The sequence below is a fragment of the Thermomicrobiales bacterium genome, assembly GCA_023954495.1.
In the GTDB taxonomy this organism is placed as follows: Bacteria; Chloroflexota; Chloroflexia; order Thermomicrobiales; family CFX8; genus JAMLIA01.
Window position 1 is genome coordinate 21149 of record JAMLIA010000013.1, and the last position, 15765, is coordinate 36913.

Genomic DNA, 15765 nt, shown 5'->3' on the forward strand with positions numbered 1-15765 from the left:
GCCTGCCCGGTCGGCTGTAGTGCCGGAATACCGAGTCTATCGACCGGCGAGGCGGAAGTCAGGGGGCAATTCGCCGATTAGCGGCGGCGAATTGAGGAAGTGCAGCCGCTCAAACCGCGGCTGCTTCCTCCGTGAACGATGCATTTGTGAAGACTTCCTGGACATCGTCCAGATCCTCAAGTGCCTCCAGCAGCTTCATCGCCGTTTGCGCCTGCGCGCCCTCGATGTCGACGTGGTTCTGCGGCACGCGGGTAACATCCGCAGCTTCGACATCCAGGCCGGACGAGCGCAATGACTCGGCAACGGCGTTCACCTCAGCAGCCTCAGTGGTGATCACGACTTCGCCATCTTCGCTGCTTACGTCGGTTGCACCGGCGTCGATCGCCTGCAGCTCAATCTCGTCCGGGTCGGCCTCACCGGCTGCGATGATGATCTGGCCGATCGTGTCGAACTGCCAGCCGACCGTGCCGGTCTCGCCCAGCGCGCCGCCGTGACGGTTAAACGCCTGGCGCACTTCGGCTGCGGTGCGATTGCGATTGTCAGTCAGCGCAACGGCCATAACGGCGACACCGCCCGGCCCGTAGCCCTCGTAGAAGACGGTCTGATATTCGACACCGTCGGCACTCGCGCCGCTGCCCTTGGCGACGGCACGCTCGACTGTGTCGCTGCCCATGCCTTCGCGCTTGGCGCGCTCCATTGCCAGACGCAGGCGCACGTTGATATCCGGGTTCGGCCCGGCTTCCCGCACAGCAACGTAAATCTCACGAGCGATCTTGGAAAAGACCTGCCCCTTTTTGTGGTCGTTTGCGGCCTTCTGGCGCTTGATCTGCGCCCACTTGGAATGTCCGGCCATCGCGGTCGTCCTCCCTTGCTCGGAACGGCGCGGGGCGGCAACCAGCCAGGTGCCGCTCGCCGGCGACTCGTAATGCGACCCGTAATTGTAGCAAGCCCCCGGAGCGTCAGGCCGGTGAGACGCGCAACTGCGGTGAGAACGATGGTCGCCGTTCGTCAATCAGCAAGCTGGCGACGCTGCCGGCCAGCAGCAGTCCGATGCACGGCGCGAGCGCGATGTTGTATGAGCCGGTCATGTCATATGCCAGACCACCAACGAACGCACCCAGTGCAGCGAAGAGCTGATGGAACATCGTCGTGTAGCCGAGGATCGACCCGACAGCACGACGGCCATACAGGTCGATGACCGACGCCGAGACGAGCGCGCCATTGGCACGCGAGAGCCCGAACATCACCGCGAAGAGATACAGCGCGCCCGTCGTATCAGCAGCCATCAGGACCGCAACAGAAGCAGCACGCAGGAGGTACAGACCGGCGAGCAGGTGCTTGCGTCCGATCCGGTCGGAGAGCGACCCGACGATCACACCGGAGACCAGGCTCGTGCCGCCAACGACACCGAGCGCTGTGCCGGCCTGCGCCGCCGAGATACCCCGGTCGGTTGCCAGCGCCACGACATGCGTCATCAACAGGTAGATCGTGAAGCCACAGCCCATAAAGCCGCCGATGAGCAGCCAGAATGATTTGCTGCGAAAGGCAATCCGCGTGTCCTGGCGGATCAGGTCGGCGGCGAGGCAGGGATCAACCGGCTCCTTCGTCGGCTCCGCCTGGCCGCCGGTCTCACTATGCCCTTCCGGCGGTTCGGGCCGGGCGAGCAGGAAGAAGCAGATCGGCACCAGCACCAACGAGAGCGCACCAATGACCGCGAAGGAGACGCGCCACGAGAAGTTGATGATCAGGATCGTCGCCAGCGGGAGCAGCACTAGCTGCCCGAGGCCGCCGCCAGTTGATGCAACGCTGAGGGCCATACCGCGGCGCTTGACGAACCAGCGCGCCAGCAGCGCTGCGTTGGTCGACTGTCCCGCGATACCGAAGCCCAACCCGATGATGCCGCCATAGACCAGATACGCGAACCAGAGGCTGGATGTGAACGCCATCAGGATCATGCCGACGCCATTGAGCAGCGCGCCGAGGGTCAGCACCAGTCGCGGGCCGTAGCGATCAGCCATTCGGCCAGCAAATGGGGGGATCACCGCCGAAACGACGGCGAAGAGCGACATCGCCAGCGCGAAGGATGACCGGTCCCAGCCAAAGTCCTCAGTCATCGGCTTAAGAAATACGCCGAATGCTTGCGAGAGACCGGCGGTGAAGAACATCAGCAGGTAGGAAACAAAAAGGATCACCCACCCATAGTAGAATCCGTTAGAACGCTGTCGTGATTGTCTGCGCACCCTATCCCCCGCGTTTCAGCGATAATTGTTGAGAGGTGTAGCACGGAGCGCCGCTCGTTGTCGAGACTGGCTACGTATTGAGGAGAAGCCCAATGTCAAAGTCAAGTCGGTCTAACCCCAAGCCGGTCATTGATGACATTTCAAAGTTGACGGCACCGGAGGCATTCCGCAACGCAATCACGATGGATCCGTTCGCCAGCACCTTCACGTTCGATTACGACGCGTATCGCGGCGAGCCGATCGATCCTCGTGACACGTACCCTGGTGGAACGGATGTGCCACTCAGCGGATATTACATTGATATTGATGGCGCGGTGGTCGACTACTACAACGAGGGCGATCTGTTCCCGCACCTCGGCCCCGGCGACGGCGGGCACTTTGTCTTCCTGACCGATCGCCGCAACGCGACGGTGTCCGATCTACGCTTCATCGCCTTGCGTCGTGGCTGGCACGGGAATGTTCGCGAGCTGCACAGCTTCTGGACCGGACGCCCCCGCCAGCTGCACATTCGCTAACGACGGAGCGCAGCCTCAGTCGCCGCCACCATAGGCTTGGTGCGCGCGAATCGTGGCAATGAGCACCTGATCCATGAAGTGGGTGAGATCGCCGGAAATCCGGTTCGCCCGCTGACTTGGCAGGTGCTCATCGAGTATCTGCGTGGATACCGACTGAATCACCGGCATTCGGAAGAACAGAAACGCTTCTAGCGCATCAGCGGTCGTCAGCCCAACTCGCGCTGAGTAGTAGCCATACTCCCGGCCCAGCTCCCGACCCTCATCAAGGAGGGCATCGCGGTCGCTGCGTGCGCTAATGTAGCGAATCGTCAGGTCGACCATGCGGCGACCGAGTGGGCGCATCTCATCGAGCGTGCGCGCGTTATACGCGCGATACCACGGGCGGTTGCGCACCTGGGCCAGGTAGTCGTGCTCGTAGGCAGACATCGAGCGCGATGTCAGCATCCGCCGATTGATGCCGCTACGCTGCGTGTCTCCGGCAACGATCGCCTTGAGATCGTCTTCGGCGTAACGGCGATGGCCACCGGGCGTGCGGAACACCGGTACTTTGCCGCTGTCCGACCAGCGACGCAACGTCGATTGATCGACACCAAGCATGCGACAGGCCTGATCGATCGACAACCAGCGCGATCCAAGCGATGCGGGCTGGTCGGCAGGCGGACTAGCAGGACGCGTTTGCGGTGCATCGTCCTCAGGAATGGGCAGATCCGCGTCGTACGCGGTAGAAAAAGCAGTCATGGGCGCTCCAGACATAGTGGCTGCGGATTCCGCGTGCCGTTGCTGGGCGAGAATGCAACCGGTGACGCATTGTCGGTGCGTACGCAACACCTGTCAACTCGATGATTGGAAGGGGTGACGATGGCGACCTCACTCGCGGCACTTCAGCGTCAGGTCGATGAATGGGCGCAACGCTACTGGGCCGGTGAATACTGGCCACCGATCAACAACTTTGCGCGGCTGGCGGAGGAGGTCGGGGAACTGGCACGGGCGCTGAATCAGCACCACGGGCCAAAGCGCATCAAGCCCGATGAAGCCGCTGCCGAGATCGGGGCAGAGCTGGCCGATGTGCTCTTCGCGCTGGTCTGTATCGCCAACAGCACCGGCGTCGACCTGCAAGATGCCTGGGACGCCACGCTCGAAAAATACCGCGTTCGTGACGAAGAGCCAGGAGCTGCCGAGCCAGGCGGGAGTGCCTAATAGTACGCGCCGATGTTGTGCAGCGACGTCATGCCGCCATCAATCGCCAGCGCAACACCAGCGATGTACGAGGCATCGTCACTGGCCAGGAACACAGCGGCTCCGGCCATCTCGTCGGTCTGCGCCTGCCGGCCAATCGGCTGGATCGCGGCCTTGGCGTTGCGATCCGCCAGGTGTTTCGCGGCGTCCTCCGGCGTCATCCGCGCGCGGCGACCACCGAGATCCGTATCGACGTAGCCGGGGCAGATGCAGTTCACGCGGATGTTCTCGCGGGTGTAATCGACTGCCATCTGGCGAGTCAGCATGATGAGTCCGCCTTTGGAGGCCGCGTACGGCGCGATGTTCGGCACGGCGATGAGTCCATAGGCGGACGCGACGTGCACGATTGCACCGCCACCGGCCGCTCGCAGATGTTGGATCGCGTACTTCGAGCAGTAGACCGGGCCGAGCAGATTGATGTCGATCACGCGGCGGAACTCATCGATCTCGATGTCTTCCAGCCGCTTGCCGGGGCCACCGATGCCAGCGTCATTCACCAGCACGTCCAGCCGCCCCGCTTCGCTGACCGCCGACTCGACCATCGACCTGGCCGCCTCCGGATCTGAAACATCGCAGGTGATGAAGCGCGCGTCTCCCCCGTTGCTGCGGATCATCTCAGCCGTCTCGTTGCCGCCAGCCTCGTTGATATCAGCGATCACGACGCTGGCACCCTCCACCGCATAGCGCAACGCAATCGCCCGCCCGATTCCCGAAGCCCCACCCGTCACAATCGCAACCTTGTCCTGCAGCTTGCCTGCCATGCTGGTTTTCCTTTCATAGCACTTTCAGCCTGTTACCTTATTGGGTGCATATTCACATGATCGAGCCTTTACACCGCCACGCTGACCCGCCTCACGACACGCTGCGGGCCAGGTAGTAGCTCGCCAGGAACGTGCGATAGGCGGTGATGGCGTCCGGGGAGCTGAAGCGGACGGTGCGGTCGCCGATACGCTCGACGGTCGGGATGAGCGCCGAGAGGTCTGCTTCGGGCGAGTAGTAGAAGTCGATCTCGATATCGACCGGTGTCTCGACCTTCAGCGGCTCGAACTCGTTGCGCTGCAGCCGCTCGACGGCCTCGCAGGCAGCGGCGCGGATCAGGCGACGCGCTTCTTCTGGGTGGACGGAATCGCCGGCCAGTCGCGAGATGCCGCGCTTGACCGAGACACCAACGTGCGGTCCGAGCAGCGTCTCGGCGTCGCGAACGGCGGCGTCATCACCAGTCACCAGCGCAACCGGCACGCCATAGTGTCCGGCAACTGAGGCGGCCAGGCCGGTCTCGCTATAGACCTGGCCGTTGTAGCGCAGCTCGTAGGGATGGAAGGCATGGTTGAGCACACCATCACGGACGCCAGCCGGAGCGTGATAGCCGACGAGGAAGACGGCATCGAACGTCTCGTCCAGTCCTTCGACCATGAACATGTGCTTGACGCGGCCCTGGATGAGGCGTGTCTTCGGGTGGAGTTCGGCCGGCACGATGTTGCGCATCAGCGCGTGGCTATCGTTGACGACGATTTCGGTTGCACCAGCCTCCAGCGCGCCTTCGATGGCGGCGTTCGCTTCGGCGGTCATCAGGCGACGGCCCATCTCGTACTCTGCGCCACCGGCGATGTTGCCCTGCTCGCGGGCGACAATGCCGGCGCAGCCTTCAATATCGACTGACAGATAGATCTTCATCCTGCTCCCCTTCACGTATCAGCGTTGCTGGTGGGGCATCATACGGGCAGATCATGATCTGTGAGCAGGAGGAGGAATCGATGGACGAGGAACAGCGCCTCACGCACTTCGATACGGCAGGGCGCGCGCGGATGGTCAATGTCGGAGACAAAGCAGAGACGCGACGCGTGGCAATCGCCCGCGGCCGGGTCAGCATGCAGCCGGAGACGTTGCGCATGATCGTCGAAGGCCGCGCTGGCAAGGGCGATGTGCTGGGAGTCGCACAGGTCGCCGCGATCATGGGGACGAAGCGCACCGCCGACCTGGTGCCGATGTGCCATCCGCTGCCGATCACTTCTGTCGACGTCGCGCTCTCACCGGATGAAGATGCTTCGGCGGTGCAGATCGAAGCGCGCGTTGAGACACGGGGGAAGACAGGCGTCGAGATGGAAGCGCTGACGGCGGTGACTGTTGCGGCGCTGACCGTCTACGACATGGTTAAGGCAGTCGACCGTGGCATGCGCATCGAGGAGATCCGCTTGATGCATAAAAGCGGAGGTCAGAGCGGCGAATGGAATGCCGAGGGCAAGTCGGGCGTGTGATACGGTTTTGGTGAGGAGTTGAGACGAGCCGACGGGCGTCGCATCGTGCGATCAAGACTATGACACGACCAGCCTGGTTCATTCGACGAGCGCTTGCATTCATCCCGGCCGCACTTGTTGTCGGGCTCCTGACATTCCCGACGATCTGCTTCTGCGGCGGCCAGACACCCCACAGCCACGCACTCTTCCTGCTTTCGCATCACGACCATCACGCTGAGGCGAGCGCCGCCGAGCGCAGCGATAGCCACGAGCATCACGACCACGCTGAACATGCAGACGGCGAGCAGGTGAGCCAGAGTGTCGCCGCACGGCGGGCGACAGCGGGGGCGCAGCAGGTCTCCGTTCAAGCACCGGCGGCTGAGGGCGGCATCAGTATGCCGCTGAGTGTCATGACCCCATTCACCCTCGTGTTCAGCACGATTTCCGGCACCGCCTTGCAGTATCAGGTGGTGCGCGTCGCAATCGGCGTCCACCTGCTTCCGGATACCCCGCCTCCGCGTCTGCGCCTGACGTATTCCCTCTGATTCACTGCGAATACGTACATCGGTCATGCATGCCGATGTCTCAATGGGAGGCCAGATGAGGCTCACGAAGTCCATGATGCGGGCAGCGGTCAGCGCTGTGACGCTTTCGCTTATTCTGTCGATCGTCTTTGCTGGCGTCGCGAGCGCTCATGCGCACGTGCACGTCGGCGACTACGAGCTGACCGTCGGATTTACCGGCGAACCGGCGCTGGTGAACCAGCCGAACGGTCTGGACCTGCGGGTTGCCAAGGGCGAAGGCGAGTCGGCGACGCCAGTCGAGGGTCTGGAAGAGACGCTCAAGGCGGAGATCTCCGTCGCTGGTCAGACAATGCAACTACCGCTGCGCGGTGTCTGGAACACGCCGGGCTCGTACACGTCCGACATCATCCCGACCGAAGTCGGTGCCTACACGATCCGCATCTACGGCACGATCGAGGGCACGGACGTGGACGAATCGATCACAGCCGGACCGGATACGTTCTCCGAGATCGAGTCAACCGACGACATTTCGTTCCCGGCAGTGGCGAGCAGCGCCAGTGATGATGGCGATAGCGACTCGTCGCAGACGCTGGCGATTGCCGGGCTGATTGCCGGGCTGCTCGGGCTGGCAGCCGGTGGGTTCGCGCTGATGCGCTCGCGGCCGGCTTCGGCCAACAGTGCATCTGCCACCACAGACGAGGATATGTAGCACGATGTCCCCAGCGAATCTGGGGAGGGCAGGATGGCGCTGGTGCGCCGTCCTGCTGATCCTCGTCGGCGTGACGGTCGCCGGGGCGCTCGGAGCTGATCAGGCCTCGGCCCACGCGTTCCTTGACCGCAGCACGCCGGCAGCAAACGCAGTCGTTCCAGAGCAACCGGAGGAGGTTCGCCTCTGGTTCACCGAACCGTTGGAGCCAAGCTTCACGAAAGCAAACCTGTATGACTCCAGCGGCACACTGATCGAAACACCGGCGAGTCGGATTGAGAACGACAACGAGCTCGTTCTGCCGCTGCCGGACGGGCTACCGCGCGGCACCTACACCGTCCAGTTTGCCAACGTGTCGGCCGCCGACGGGCACCCGCAACAGGGCTATCTGCCGTTCACCATCGGCGATCAGTCCGACATCGTCGTGCCGGCCAGCCCGGAGCCGTACGACTTCAGCCAGCCGCCGGTCTGGCTCAGCGGCATCGCCCGTTGGCTGGCGTTGCTCGGTATCTGCGCTGGGGTCGGCGGCTTCGCCTGCTGGCTGTGGGTGGTGCGGCCCGCCGCTGCCGGCCTGCCGGAAGAACGCAGACGACTACTTGGAGCGCGCACGCAGCGGTTGGCCCTGTACGGCATCACGATCTCGGTTGTCGGCAGTCTGCTGGCGCTCGTCCTGCAGGTCTGGGCAGGTGGCAACGGCTTCGGCCCGAGCGCGTTTTATGACGTAATCTTCGATACGCGCTACGGTCGTTTCTGGCTGATGCGCGTCTCGCTGGCGCTGCTGCTCGCCTGGGCGCTGATGCTGGATGAAGCGTGGCAGGAGACGATCTCGCCGCGGCTGAGCGCCGGACTGCTGGCTCTCAGTGGCGCGACATTGCTCCCCTACGCGCTTGTCTCGCACGCCGCCGCCTTCCCAACTGGCAGCAACACGGCGATCGTGATGGACTGGATCCATCTCGCTGCGTCCACAATCTGGCTCGGCGGTGTCGCCACGCTCCTGATCGTCCTGATCTACGGCTTGCGCGGTGTCCCTCGGCAACAACGGCACGAAACCTACGCCGTCGCCGTTGAGCGCTTCTCGACCTTGGCCATCGCCAGCGTCATCGTGCTGGTCGTCACCGGCTTCTACAGCGCCTGGCTCGAGGTAGGGAATCTTTACGCCCTGCGCAACACCGGCTACGGGCAGGTGTTGGCGATCAAGCTGGCGCTGATCGTCGTTCTCCTGCTGCTCGGCTTCACCAACCAGCGATTGATCGGTCCGCGCCTGCGGAAATCTGCCGCCAGCGGCAAGCAGTTCGGTCGCGCAATCGCCGCTGAAACGGTCGTTGCGCTGGGCGTGCTGTTTGCTGTCGGGCTGCTCGTCGGGATGCCGACCGCGCGCGAGGTCGTCCGCAATCGCGCCGAACGCACGACGTTCCACCTCGATAGCGGAGCGGTGCACGCGGTTGTCTATCTCGCGCCGGGGTCGGTTGGCGTCAACACCTACACGGTTGATCTGGCAATCGACGGGCGGCCAGCCTCGGATGATGTGCAACTGCTGATGCGCTTCGAACGCAACGATGAGCAGTCGATCGAAGGCATTCGCGAGGTCGAGCTGACGCACGTCAACGGGCCGCGCTACCAGGCGGAAGGCGCAGAGCTCAGTGTCGTCGGCGAGTGGGATCTAACGCTGATCGTGCGGCCACCAAACGTCGCCGAGACGCGGTTCACCCGCCAACTGGATGTCCCGAAGGTGCCGCCGGCATCGACCATCCCCGGCACTCCGCCAACGTTCAGCGGGGCGCTCGCCCCACTCTCGGCGCTGTTCGGTGCGCTGGCCGTCGCGCTGATCGTCATCGGTCTGCGGCGACCGCCATTCGGGCTATCACGCATGACGGTTGTGTCGGCCGGGCTGGCCCTCGTCCTCGTTGCCGGAGCGATCCTCTGGCTGACCCGCGACCCAGCGAACGAGGCATCAACGACAGCCCTGTCCGGGCACGATCTGCCAGCGGTGGCCGTCATACTCCACGAATCGGAAGGAGTGCACGCCAGACAGTAAACTTCCGGGAACGGATGTATGGAAGGAGCGCCGGTGCTACCGCGCTTGACGTGTCGTCGTTATGTCGTGCCGCTGCGCGAAGGCGGATCACTCCCTGCGGTGGTTGACACTGTAGAGGACGGGCAGTTCGTCGTGAAGCTCCGCGGCGCGGGGCAGGGCGAGCGCGCGCTGATCGCGGAGCTGATCGTCGCGCGGCTGGCGCGGACGCTCGGGCTACCGGTCCCGGACGATGCCATCCTGATTCTCGGTGAGGGGTTCGGCAAAGGTGAGCCGGACCCCGAAATTCAGGATGTGCTGCGCTGGAGCGTCGGGTTGAACTTTGGCCTGCGCTGGCTCCCCGGTGCGTTGCCGTTCGACCCAGCGGTCGAGAGCAACGTGTCGCCTGACCTGGCCGCTGAGATCGTCTGGCTCGATGCCTGGCTGACGAACATCGACCGGACACCACGCAACCCGAACCTACTGGTCTGGCAAGGTGGGCTCTGGCTGATTGATCACGGCGCGGCGCTTTACATCCACCATAGCTGGGGCGGTTGGGAGAGTCGCGTGCAGTCGGCGTTTCCGCAGATCAAGGATCACATCCTGCTGCCGCTCGCCGGCGATCTCCGTGCCGCCGACGAACGGATGCGATCGCGGCTGACGCTGGACAGCATTCGCGCGGTCGTCGACGATGTACCGGACGAATGGCTGGCGGGTGACAGCCAGTTCGGCAGCGTCGACGAGCATCGCGAGCGCTACGTCACCTATCTCGACGCGCGGCTCAATGGACCGCGTGCCTGGCTTCAGGAGGCGATTGATGCACGAGAGCGCGGCCCGGACACCTACCAGCCCCGTCTCACCCACCGGGTGGTATAGCTACGCCGTCGTCCGCATCGTGCCACGCATCGACCGTGGCGAGTGCATCAACGTCGGCATCATCCTGTTCGCTCGTGAGCAGGGCTTTCTCGACGCGCGCATCGCGCTGGACGCCGAACGGCTGCAACTGCTCGACCCTGGCGTCGACCTGGAGCTCGTCGAGCGCCACCTGGCGACGTTTCAGGCAATCGCTCGTGGCGATACAACTGCGGGTGGCTCGATGGCCGAGTGGCCACCATCCGAGCGATTTCATTGGCTTACCGCTCCGCGCAGCACGATCATCCAGACGTCGCCGGTTCACATCGGTGCGACCGACGATCCGGCTGGGTCGATCGAAATGCTGCTCGATACGCTGGTCCGTCGACCAGTGCCGAACTGACGCACCGTACGCAAGGAAGATGTCATGATCCGTCGCTCGCCATTACACCCGGACCCGCAGGAACTGTATGCGGACTGGGCCAGGATTGTTGCTGCCGAGAAGGAGCAGGTCGAACGCCTGCGTGAATGGCAGGAAGCTGATTACTACGCGCCAGTCGCGCACCACTTTGCGGTCGATCCACATCGCACCGACGATCCGGTACTGGAACTCCTCTACAGCCTCGGCGGTCCGGGCACGCGCTGGCTCGACATCGGCGCGGGTGGGGGCAGATACGCGTTGCCGCTGGCCGTTTCCGGCCGCCCGGTTGTCGCGGTCGAGCCCAGCGAATCCATGCGCAACGTCCTGCAGGAGGGCATTGAGGAGCACAACGTCTCCAACATCGAGATCCTCGCTGGGCGCTGGCCGGCTGTCGCAAATGGCGTCAGCGTCGATGCCGCGCTGATGGCGCACGTCGGCTACGATCTGCCGAACATCGGCGAAGTACTGGATGCAGCCGAGGCGGCGGCGAGCCAGTGGTGCTGCGTCATCACGATGGACCGTGCGCCGTCCGGCGGCTTCGTCAATCTCTGGGAAGCTGTCCATGGCGAGGAGCGCTACCTGTTGCCGGCCATGCGTGAGTTGCTGCAGGTGCTGCTGGCACGTGGAGCAACGCCCGAAGTGCATATCATCGAGCGGCAGTTCCGCGCGATGGATGAGGACGACATGCGCGCCAGTGCCCGCCGCCGCCTGTGGCTGTCGGAAGGTTCGGAGAAGGACCGGAAGTTGCAGTCGCTGATTGATGACATGCTTGCTCGCGGCGAGAGCGACTGGGGCTTCCCCAACTCAATCGTTGCCATCGTCTGGCAGCCGCCGTCTGCCACGCTGGGGGATGGAGACGCAGGTGCGCATTGAGCAACGCCTCAACGAAATGGGCCTGGTTCTGCCGCCACAGCTCCCGGTTCAGCTGCCGTTCCCATGGGTTCGCACGCATGGCAACCGGGTGTTCGTCTCCGGGCACGGGCCGCAGAATCCTGACGGCTCGTTGGCCGGACCGTTCGGCAAGGTCGGCGGCGAGCTGACGCTGGAAGACGGCTATCAGGCCGCCCGACTGACGGCGTTGGCGATCCTCGGCAGCCTGCAACGCGAGGTCGGCGATCTCGATCGCATCACAGCCTGGCTGCGCGTCTTCGGCATGGTCAACGTCGCGCCTGGCTTCAACCAGACGCCGTCCGTAATCAACGGCTTCTCCGACCTGATCCTTGAGCTGTGGGGCGAGGAGTCCGGCAAGCACGCGCGCTCGGCCGTCGGCATGGCGGCGCTGCCGTTTGACATCGCTGTTGAGATCGAGGCTGAGGTGGAGATTCGGTAGGAGCCTGTCGGCCCTCACCTGCGACCCAGAGGGTACTCCGCCCCCTCTCCCAACGTTGGGAGAGGGGGTGTTCTGTGTTTGGGGGTGGGTGCCGGTCCACGCGTTGCATTCTCGATATTACGGTGGTATTACCCTGGTATCAGTGAATAGCGGGGAGAGTATTGTGCCGAGTAGTTCTAACCGGCGGCGGATTGAGATTCCGGCCGGGTTGTATGAGCGGTTGCGGGAGCGGGCGGAGGAGCGGGGGATTCCGGTGGCGGCGTTGGTGACGTGGCTGCTGACGGAGACCCTTGATGAGCAGGGGCGGCCGCAGTTGCACCCGACTGCTGACCAGCGCCTCGACGAAGTCCTCGCGATCGTGCGGAAGATGCAGGCCGACCAGCAGGCGCAGGCGGCACGCGAGTACGTGCGCTTGCGCATTCCCGAGGGCTATGTGCCGCTGATGGTGCCGAGCGAGTCCGAGCGCTTGTCGCGGCATCACGAACGGCTGATCGTCGAGTTGCGGCAGGAAGCTGAGGGCGAGACATGAGTGCCGGCACGCTACGGCAGGCACTCGTTGCCCGGCTCCGACGCAACGGCTTTCTCAGCGACCCGGCGGTCGAGCAGGCGTTTCTGCGCGTGCCGCGCGAGGCGTTCCTGCCTGGCGTCGAGTTGGACGAGGTGTATCGCGACGCGGCGATCCTGATTAAGGAGCAGAGCGGCGTTGGGGTGTCGTCGTCGTCACAACCGGCGATCATGGCGATCATGCTGGAGATGCTCGCTGTCCAACCCGGAGATCGTGTGTTGGAGATCGGGGCTGGCTCCGGCTACAACGCCGCGTTACTGCGCGAGCTCGTCGGGCCGCGTGGTCAGGTGACGACGATCGAGATTGATCCCGAGGTGGCGCAGTGGGCGTGGGAGCGGCTCAACGCAGCGGGCTACGCAGATGTCGAGGTATATGAGATCGACGGCGCGCTGGGCTGGCCGTCTGGCGCGCCGTGGGACCGGATCATTGCCACGGTCGGCGCGAGCGACATTGCTGCCGCCTGGGTCGAGCAGCTGCGCGACGGCGGCGTGCTGGTACTGCCGCTGGGCCTCGGCCCGCTGCAGGCGGTCCTCAGTCTGGAACGCCGTGGGCAGCGCCTCGTGTCGCGCAAAATAGAGCCGGCCGGGTTCATTCGCATGCGCGGGATGATGGCCGACGCGTTCCGGCAGTACGAGGTCGCACCCGGCGTCCACCTCATGACCGACAGCGACGCGGTGGCCGATCGGATCTCCGTCCTGCTGCGCACGTCGCCGGTTGACGAGCCGTGGCTGTCCGGCGCGCGTGATGGTCTCTTCGCCTTTGCCGTCATCAGCGGCAGCCCGGTGGTCGCGCTCTGGTCGACCAACGCCGACTTCGGCTTCACCGGCGCTGCCGGTGGTCGGCTGAGCCACGATGGACGCGGCCTCGCACTCGCGAACGATTCGGCGCTTGGCAGCAGGCTGCTGACCTACGGTGACGCCAGCGCCAGTGAGGAATTGCGCGCTGACGAGGAGCGCTGGCTACGCGCCGGGAAGCCACACCTGCGCGACATGCACATTGCAGCCTGGCCGCGAGGCACGGCCCCGCAGCCGGGCTCCGGACGGCTCACCTACGAGCTACCGAGCTGGACGCTGGTCATCGACTGGCAGCACGGGGAGCGCTAGACTCTGCTGGCCAGCCTCTCCCGCCACGCTTCGCGCCCGTCGATCCACTCGTCACGCAGGATGTCGAACAGCAACGTGTCGCGATGGACGCCGTCCTTGATGTCATCCCACTTGATCCGCCCGGCGGGTCGATAGCCCTGCTTCTGCACCGCCGCCGCCGAGCGCCAGTTCGGCTCCCAGACGTAGGAAATCAGCGAGTGCATATGGAGATGATCGAACGCGTACTCCAGCAGAAGATGCTTGGCTTCCGTGCCGTAGCCCTTGCTGCGATAGGCCGGATCGTGAATCCACGCGCCAGTTTCGGCGTGACGGTTGATCCAGTCGATATCGAAGAGATTGAACGTGCCGATGGCCGTATCGTCTTCGTTGACGCAGGCGGTCAGCCAGATCGTCGACGGCGGCTGCTGCTTGTAGATGTCATCCATCAGCGACTCGAACGCCAGGGGGCTGAACGGAACCCGGCCACGATCCATGAACGTCTCTGGCTCGACCGATTGAAAGTGTGAAACGATCTCGCCGTCGGATTTCTCAGATGGGCGCAGATAGATCCTGGGGCCAACAACGAGCGGATTACGCATCGCCGGTCTCCTCGTCCTCGAATCGCCAGTTGCGATTGATCATCTGGTAGTAGTAGAGATCGGCCCAGCCGCCCGGGCGCGCGAGGTGCTCACGGAGCCGGACTGCCTGAGTCATGCCAAGTGCCTCGGCTGCAGCGAGCTCTTCCGGCTCGTCACCAGGAATTTCTGCCGTCGTCGTGAGCATCTCGCGTTCGCTGGCCAGCCACGGAATGACGAACGTCAGGACGTCAGCGCGGATCGCTCCGGCGTCTTCGACCAGCGGCGCAATGTGGGTTTGAACGGTTGAGTGCAGCCCGTTGTTCCAGACTTTGACCGAGCCGACGATGTCGTCGTCGCTCGCCTCCGGGGTTGCGGCACCGGCGATGCGCACGATCGCGTAGTACATCGTCCGGCCCCACATGCCGGCCTTGTGGGTCTCTTTCAGCCATTCCTCGGCGCGGGCGGAATCCAGCGGATAGGGCGAGGGGTGCCAGCGTCCGGCGGTGTCCTTGTCGGCAAGCGTCAGCGGTCGCAATGCAGCAACCTGACCCGTGAGGTATTGAACGCGCATGTGCAGGTCGCTCCTTCATCATTTCGACGCATCGTGTAGCAGAACCGAATGAGTATAGCGGGCGTGTCGAATAGCCTCCGTGCTTCACAGGCACGCGCACACAAAGATCCGCCTCCCCAAATCGCCGGAGAAGGCGGGATCTGAGGACAGAACGCGTCAGTAGAGGCGGACGTTCGACTCTGCGAGCGAGCGGTCGATATCCTCTCCGGTCACGTCTTTCGGCTTCGTCTGGTCGGCGATGATCTGGCCGAGTGTCGGCAGCGTCTCGCGCTCCGGCCAGGTCTCCGGCTCCCAGAGGCGTGAGCGCCGGAATGCGCGCGCGCAGTGGAAGAAGACCTCTTCGACCTCGACGACGACACCGAACAGCGGCTTCTTGCCCTTCACCGCCATCGGGCCGAGCAGCTCGGGGTCGTCGGTGACATAGGCACCACCATTGACCCGCAGCGTCTCATCCATGCCCGGCACGAGGAACAGCAATCCAGCGTGCGGATTCTCCATCAGGTTTTGCATCGAGTCGATACGCTTGTTGCCCGGTCGGTCGGCGATGACGAGCGTGTTGTCATCGATGACATTCACGAAGCCCGGACCATCGCCACGCGGGGTGACGTCGCAGCGGCCCTCGGCGTTCGAGGTCGCCAGCAGAACAAACGGCGAAGCGGCGATGATCGTGCGGCAGTGCTCATCCAGCGCCGGCAGCTGCTTGCGCATGACGATGCTATCCGGCGGCGGGGCCGGAATTGCTGCCCTGAGGTCGTCTACGCTGGATACACGTCGCCAGGTCGTCGTCACCATCCGTATATAGCTCCTCCCGTACGTGCAAACAAAGATCACGCGACGGTACTACATACGGCGAGGTTTCGGTATTTCCGAGTGAGTAGCCAGTGATTGAGTATCCGGGCG

At 64.0% G+C, this 15765-nt stretch carries 20 protein-coding genes; 12 read left to right on the plus strand and 8 right to left on the minus strand.

The features are described 5' to 3' along the window. Positions 1–109 precede the first annotated feature (109 nt). Together M9890_04205 and M9890_04210 are read right to left on the minus strand one after the other, a co-directional pair. Positions 110–853, minus strand: a complete 744-nt coding sequence (locus M9890_04205) for a YebC/PmpR family DNA-binding transcriptional regulator (GenBank protein MCO5176163.1) — start codon at positions 851–853, stop codon at positions 110–112. A 106-nt stretch (positions 854–959) separates the two neighbouring features. Continuing rightward, complete coding sequence (locus tag M9890_04210; protein ID MCO5176164.1) at positions 960–2192, minus strand: MFS transporter; 1233 nt, start codon at positions 2190–2192, stop codon at positions 960–962. Positions 2193–2332: 140 nt separating this feature from the next. Here M9890_04210 and M9890_04215 point away from each other — a divergent pair, with 140 nt between their 5' ends. Then, the gene (locus M9890_04215) at positions 2333–2755 is read left to right on the plus strand and encodes a hypothetical protein (protein ID MCO5176165.1); all 423 of its coding nucleotides are present in this window, start codon (positions 2333–2335) and stop codon (positions 2753–2755) included. 15 nt (positions 2756–2770) lie between these two features. Here the strand turns inward: M9890_04215 and M9890_04220 are convergent, their stop codons facing one another. Continuing rightward, entirely contained in the window at positions 2771–3493 is a 723-nt protein-coding gene (locus M9890_04220; protein ID MCO5176166.1) for a helix-turn-helix domain-containing protein, read from the minus strand. A gap of 120 nt (positions 3494–3613) precedes the next feature. Between M9890_04220 and M9890_04225 the strand changes: the two genes are divergently transcribed. Further along, a complete protein-coding gene (locus M9890_04225; GenBank protein MCO5176167.1) occupies positions 3614–3952 on the plus strand; it encodes a nucleotide pyrophosphohydrolase in 339 nt (112 codons plus the stop codon). On the opposite strand, the gene M9890_04230 is transcribed toward M9890_04225, so the two are convergent. Both M9890_04230 and M9890_04235 read right to left on the minus strand, forming a co-directional pair. Beyond that, on the minus strand, positions 3949–4752 hold the full coding sequence (locus tag M9890_04230) for a glucose 1-dehydrogenase (GenBank protein MCO5176168.1): 804 nt from the start codon (positions 4750–4752) through the stop codon (positions 3949–3951). The genes M9890_04225 and M9890_04230 overlap by 4 nt on opposite strands. A 91-nt stretch (positions 4753–4843) precedes the next feature. After that, positions 4844–5665 (minus strand): M55 family metallopeptidase, encoded by an 822-nt coding sequence (locus M9890_04235; GenBank protein ID MCO5176169.1) that lies wholly within the window; start codon positions 5663–5665, stop codon positions 4844–4846. 80 nt (positions 5666–5745) lie between these two features. On the opposite strand from M9890_04235, the gene moaC reads away from it, so the two are divergent. The 10 genes from moaC (at position 5746) to M9890_04285 (ending at position 13737) form a co-directional block, all read left to right on the plus strand. After that, positions 5746–6246, plus strand: coding sequence for a cyclic pyranopterin monophosphate synthase MoaC (gene moaC / locus M9890_04240; GenBank protein MCO5176170.1), 501 nt, complete (start codon positions 5746–5748; stop codon positions 6244–6246). A 59-nt stretch (positions 6247–6305) separates the two neighbouring features. Continuing rightward, a complete protein-coding gene (locus M9890_04245; GenBank protein MCO5176171.1) occupies positions 6306–6770 on the plus strand; it encodes a hypothetical protein in 465 nt (154 codons plus the stop codon). 55 nt (positions 6771–6825) lie between these two features. Beyond that, a complete protein-coding gene (locus M9890_04250; protein MCO5176172.1) occupies positions 6826–7458 on the plus strand; it encodes a hypothetical protein in 633 nt (210 codons plus the stop codon). A 4-nt stretch (positions 7459–7462) separates the two neighbouring features. Beyond that, a complete protein-coding gene (locus M9890_04255) occupies positions 7463–9490 on the plus strand; it encodes a copper resistance protein CopC/CopD (GenBank protein MCO5176173.1) in 2028 nt (675 codons plus the stop codon). Positions 9491–9523: 33 nt separating this feature from the next. Further along, a complete protein-coding gene (locus M9890_04260; GenBank protein MCO5176174.1) occupies positions 9524–10342 on the plus strand; it encodes a hypothetical protein in 819 nt (272 codons plus the stop codon). Beyond that, the gene (locus tag M9890_04265) at positions 10284–10721 is read left to right on the plus strand and encodes a DUF3037 domain-containing protein (protein ID MCO5176175.1); all 438 of its coding nucleotides are present in this window, start codon (positions 10284–10286) and stop codon (positions 10719–10721) included. The genes M9890_04260 and M9890_04265 overlap by 59 nt, the downstream gene beginning before the upstream one ends. 24 nt (positions 10722–10745) lie before the next feature. After that, positions 10746–11612 carry a class I SAM-dependent methyltransferase gene (locus M9890_04270; GenBank protein ID MCO5176176.1) on the plus strand — a complete coding sequence of 289 codons (867 nt, stop codon included), beginning with the start codon at positions 10746–10748 and terminating at the stop codon, positions 11610–11612. Continuing rightward, complete coding sequence (locus tag M9890_04275; GenBank protein MCO5176177.1) at positions 11602–12069, plus strand: RidA family protein; 468 nt, start codon at positions 11602–11604, stop codon at positions 12067–12069. Before M9890_04270 ends, M9890_04275 begins: the two co-directional genes overlap by 11 nt. A 163-nt stretch (positions 12070–12232) precedes the next feature. Next, the gene (locus M9890_04280) at positions 12233–12598 is read left to right on the plus strand and encodes a hypothetical protein (protein MCO5176178.1); all 366 of its coding nucleotides are present in this window, start codon (positions 12233–12235) and stop codon (positions 12596–12598) included. Next, positions 12595–13737, plus strand: coding sequence for a hypothetical protein (locus M9890_04285; protein ID MCO5176179.1), 1143 nt, complete (start codon positions 12595–12597; stop codon positions 13735–13737). Before M9890_04280 ends, M9890_04285 begins: the two co-directional genes overlap by 4 nt. On the opposite strand, the gene M9890_04290 is transcribed toward M9890_04285, so the two are convergent. The 3 genes from M9890_04290 to M9890_04300 all read right to left on the minus strand — a co-directional run bounded on the left by M9890_04290 (position 13734) and on the right by M9890_04300 (position 15657). Beyond that, positions 13734–14315 (minus strand): GNAT family N-acetyltransferase, encoded by a 582-nt coding sequence (locus M9890_04290; GenBank protein ID MCO5176180.1) that lies wholly within the window; start codon positions 14313–14315, stop codon positions 13734–13736. The two genes, M9890_04285 and M9890_04290, sit on opposite strands and share 4 nt — an antisense overlap. After that, positions 14308–14865, minus strand: a complete 558-nt coding sequence (locus M9890_04295) for a hypothetical protein (GenBank protein MCO5176181.1) — start codon at positions 14863–14865, stop codon at positions 14308–14310. Before M9890_04295 ends, M9890_04290 begins: the two co-directional genes overlap by 8 nt. Before the next feature lie 156 nt (positions 14866–15021). Then, positions 15022–15657, minus strand: coding sequence for a pyridoxamine 5'-phosphate oxidase family protein (locus tag M9890_04300; protein MCO5176182.1), 636 nt, complete (start codon positions 15655–15657; stop codon positions 15022–15024). Between the last annotated feature and the right edge of the window lie 108 nt (positions 15658–15765).